General features: G+C 50.9%; 2 protein-coding genes and 2 pseudogenes. 1 reads left to right on the forward strand and 3 read right to left on the reverse strand.

Features of this window, described 5'->3' with window-relative positions:
• From JQ822_RS24230 to JQ822_RS24240, 3 genes and pseudogenes are all read right to left on the reverse strand, one after another.
• Nucleotides 1-353, reverse strand: a pseudogene (locus JQ822_RS24230) (IS5 family transposase); the annotation flags it as partial.
• Between the two features lie 32 nt (nucleotides 354-385).
• Nucleotides 386-1,366, reverse strand: a complete 981-nt coding sequence (locus tag JQ822_RS24235) for an NAD(P)H-quinone oxidoreductase (RefSeq protein ID WP_196479507.1) — start codon at nucleotides 1,364-1,366, stop codon at nucleotides 386-388.
• A 339-nt stretch (nucleotides 1,367-1,705) separates the two neighbouring features.
• Nucleotides 1,706-2,691, reverse strand: a pseudogene (locus tag JQ822_RS24240) (IS5-like element ISEc68 family transposase).
• Nucleotides 2,692-2,822: 131 nt separating this feature from the next.
• On the opposite strand from JQ822_RS24240, the gene JQ822_RS24245 reads away from it, so the two are divergent.
• A complete protein-coding gene (locus tag JQ822_RS24245) occupies nucleotides 2,823-3,092 on the forward strand; it encodes a hypothetical protein (RefSeq protein ID WP_196560137.1) in 270 nt (89 codons plus the stop codon).
• Nucleotides 3,093-3,104 lie beyond the last annotated feature (12 nt).

Below are 3,104 nucleotides of genomic sequence, written 5' to 3' on the forward strand. Positions count from 1 at the left end.
CCTTTCTTGGTCTGATGCATCTCCGGATCGCGTTGCTGCTCTTTGTTCTTGGTCGAGCTGGGTGCCTCAATGATGGTGGCATCCACCAAAGTGCCTTGGGTCATCATGACGCCTGCTTCGGCCAGCCAGCGATTGATGGTCTTGAACAATTGACGGGCCAGTTGATGCTGCTCGAGCAGGTGGCGGAAATTCATGATGGTGGTGCGATCCGGCAGGGCGCTATCCAGGGATAACCGGGCAAACAGGCGCATGGAGGCGATTTCGTACAGGGCATCTTCCATGGCACCGTCGCTCAGGTTGTACCAATGCTGCATGCAGTGAATACGCAGCATGGTCTCCAGCGGATAGGGCCGTCNCTAACGTGGGAGTTGTGTCGGGCTTAAAGCTAATTCACCGTAAGAACAATTTTCCCAACATGCTTGCCGGACTCCATCAATGCATGCGCGCGTGCTGCTTCGCGTAACGGGAATGTGCTGTGAATCATGGGATGGCAACGACCTGCATTGAGAATCGGCCAGATATTTTTAAGCAAGTCATTGGCAATTTCGGCTTTTTCGACCGAAGTTCGTGCTCGCATCGTTGAACCCGTGACAACCGCTCGCTTCAACGCGAGTTCTTGCAGATCCACTTGATCTGCGAAAGCTCCGCCAAGGAAGCCAATGATTACCAGCCGGCCATCCATTCCTAAACTCCTCATATTTCGGGAGAAATAGGATGCACCCATTATATCGAGAATGATATCAACGCCACGGCCATCCGTTTGCTTCAAAATGAAATCAGAAAAATCAGTTGTCCGGTAGTTGACTGGCGTAGCGCCAAGCTCTGCGATCACATCGCATTTATCATCTGATCCAGCCGTCGCATATGCCTCGATACCGATTTCGCGGCATAGCATCAACGCGGTTGTGCCGATACCACTTGTTCCCCCATGAATCAGAACACTCTGACCCTGTGTTGCGCCACCAATCTTGAACAAGTTTGCCCAGACGGTGAACAGAGTCTCAGGAAGTGCCGCCGCTGCTATCATTGACATGCTGTCTGGCACCGGCAGTGTCTGGCTTTCCGGCACGATGCAATACTCACCATAACCACCGCCATTCGTCAGAGCACAGACTCGGTCACCAATCTTTACGCCCGTGACGCCTTCTCCAATTGATGAAACCGTTCCAGCGACCTCAAGACCAGGAATAGGGGTTACGTCGTCAGGCATAGGGTAATGACCCTGGCGTTGAATGACGTCAGGACGATTAACACCTGCGGCCTTGACGCGAACCAAAATTTCCCCAGCCTTTGGCACCGGAATCGTTGTCTGAACGGGCGTTAAAACCTCTGGCCCGCCAGGCTCAGAGATTTCAATGACAGTCATTTTATTCGCAGTATGTAACATGAACGTAAGTCCTTATGATTTTGTTTTTCGTTGAATTTCCCAACTACACTGTGTCTCATCACTAGCCACTTTTCTGTACGTTGCAGCACGTACCCTCTGCGGATTCCGATTTACTTGAACATCCATTCCGGTTTTATTTGAACACCTTGGATCAACGCATCGTTGGCTAAGGAAGTTGCGATTAAGTGGTCCGCAGCTCCCGATATGACGCCCCAAACCGTCCTTTATCGACGTCCTGTGGCTCAATTTTCCAATTTTCAGCCCAAAATCGTCTCTTCGTGGCTGATTTTGGCCCTGTTTCAGGCCAATTTCCTCATTTCAGGTAGATCTCGCCTGTGCCCGTATCAATTGGTCAACTCGAACCAGGTTCGCCAGGGTGAATAACATCGCCAGTTGACTGTCATTTTTAGCCAGCCCCTTGTACCTGGCTTTGACGAAACCAAACTGACATTTTACTATCCGAAATGGATGCTCAACCTTCGCTCGGATACTCGCTTTCAGGTATTCGTAACGGATGGCCAGCTTGTTCTTGCGCGGGTGTTGCTTCAATGCATTCACTTTGCCGGGACGCTTGGCGATAAGCCAGTCTGCGCTGACATCGCTGAGCTCATCGCGCTTTTCGGCCCCCTGATAACCAGCATCGGCTGAGATAAATTCTTCATCGCCATGCAGTAACTTGCCAACCTGATTGAGGTCGTGCTCGTTAGCCGCCGTGGTCACCAGACTGTGGGTCAGGCCACTTTTGGCGTCCACGCCAATGTGCGCTTTCATGCCGAAGTACCACTGGTTACCTTTCTTGGTCTGGTGCATGTCTTCATCACGGCTGTTGTGTTTGTTTTTGGTAGAGCTGGGGGCTTGAATGATGGTGGCATCCACCAAGGTGCCCTGGGTCATTAGAACGCCACACTCTGCTAGCCAGTGATTAACGGTACTGAAGATTTTGCGGGCCAGTTCATGCTGCTCCAGCAAATGCCGGAAATTCATGATGGTAGTGCGGTCTGGAATGGAATGGCTTTATCCAGTGACAGGCGAGCAAATTGGCGCATGGAGGCGATTTCATAGAGGGCATCTTCCATGGCCTCATCGCTCAGGTTGTACCATTGCTGCATGCAGTGAATACGCAGCATGGTTTCCAGCGGATAGGGCCTGCGACCATTACCGGCCTTGGGATACACAGGCTCGATAACGCCAAGTAATTTGTCCCAGGGAAGCAAGTCATCCATTCTGCCAAGGAAAACTTCTTTGCGGGTCTGGCGGCGTTTACTGGAAAACTCACTGTCGGCAAAAGTCAGTTGCTGGCTCATCCGGTTACTCATTCTGGGTTCAGGTTACAACACGATGATCTCACATCTCGGACTTATTCGCACCTTCCCTAATAAAGCTTGGCTATGGCTTGTATACCAAGGCAAGGATTAACAGCTTAACAGGCAGACCCATGCCTACTAACCCAGGGGGAAGCGATGCCCTGATGCGTGAGATATTAAAGATGAAAGGGGTCGATTTTGAGATGGACAACCTATCTCTGCAAAGCCTCTCAGGTGAAAGCACTCAAATACCATCATCCGTTCATTATTCATGGAATCCTAAGCAGTTTAATCGCAAGCTGGTAGTCGGCAATCGAGTACTGGGGACGTCTCAGAAAACGGAATCTATGGTCACTCCCGTTTTTGCAACACCGATTTTGACGACAAGTTGGCTTGCTTGAATCTATCCGGCG

The organism is Citrobacter sp. FP75 (assembly GCF_018342065.1).
In the GTDB taxonomy this organism is placed as follows: domain Bacteria; phylum Pseudomonadota; class Gammaproteobacteria; order Enterobacterales; family Enterobacteriaceae; genus Citrobacter.

Excerpts from the sequence above, each read along its gene's own strand:
- JQ822_RS24235 (WP_196479507.1), bottom strand. The coding sequence starts at position 1,366 with ATGACTGTCATTGAAATCTCTGAGCCTGGCGGGCCAGAGGTTTTAACG.
- JQ822_RS24245 (WP_196560137.1), top strand. The coding sequence starts at position 2,823 with ATGCCTACTAACCCAGGGGGAAGCGATGCCCTGATGCGTGAGATATTA.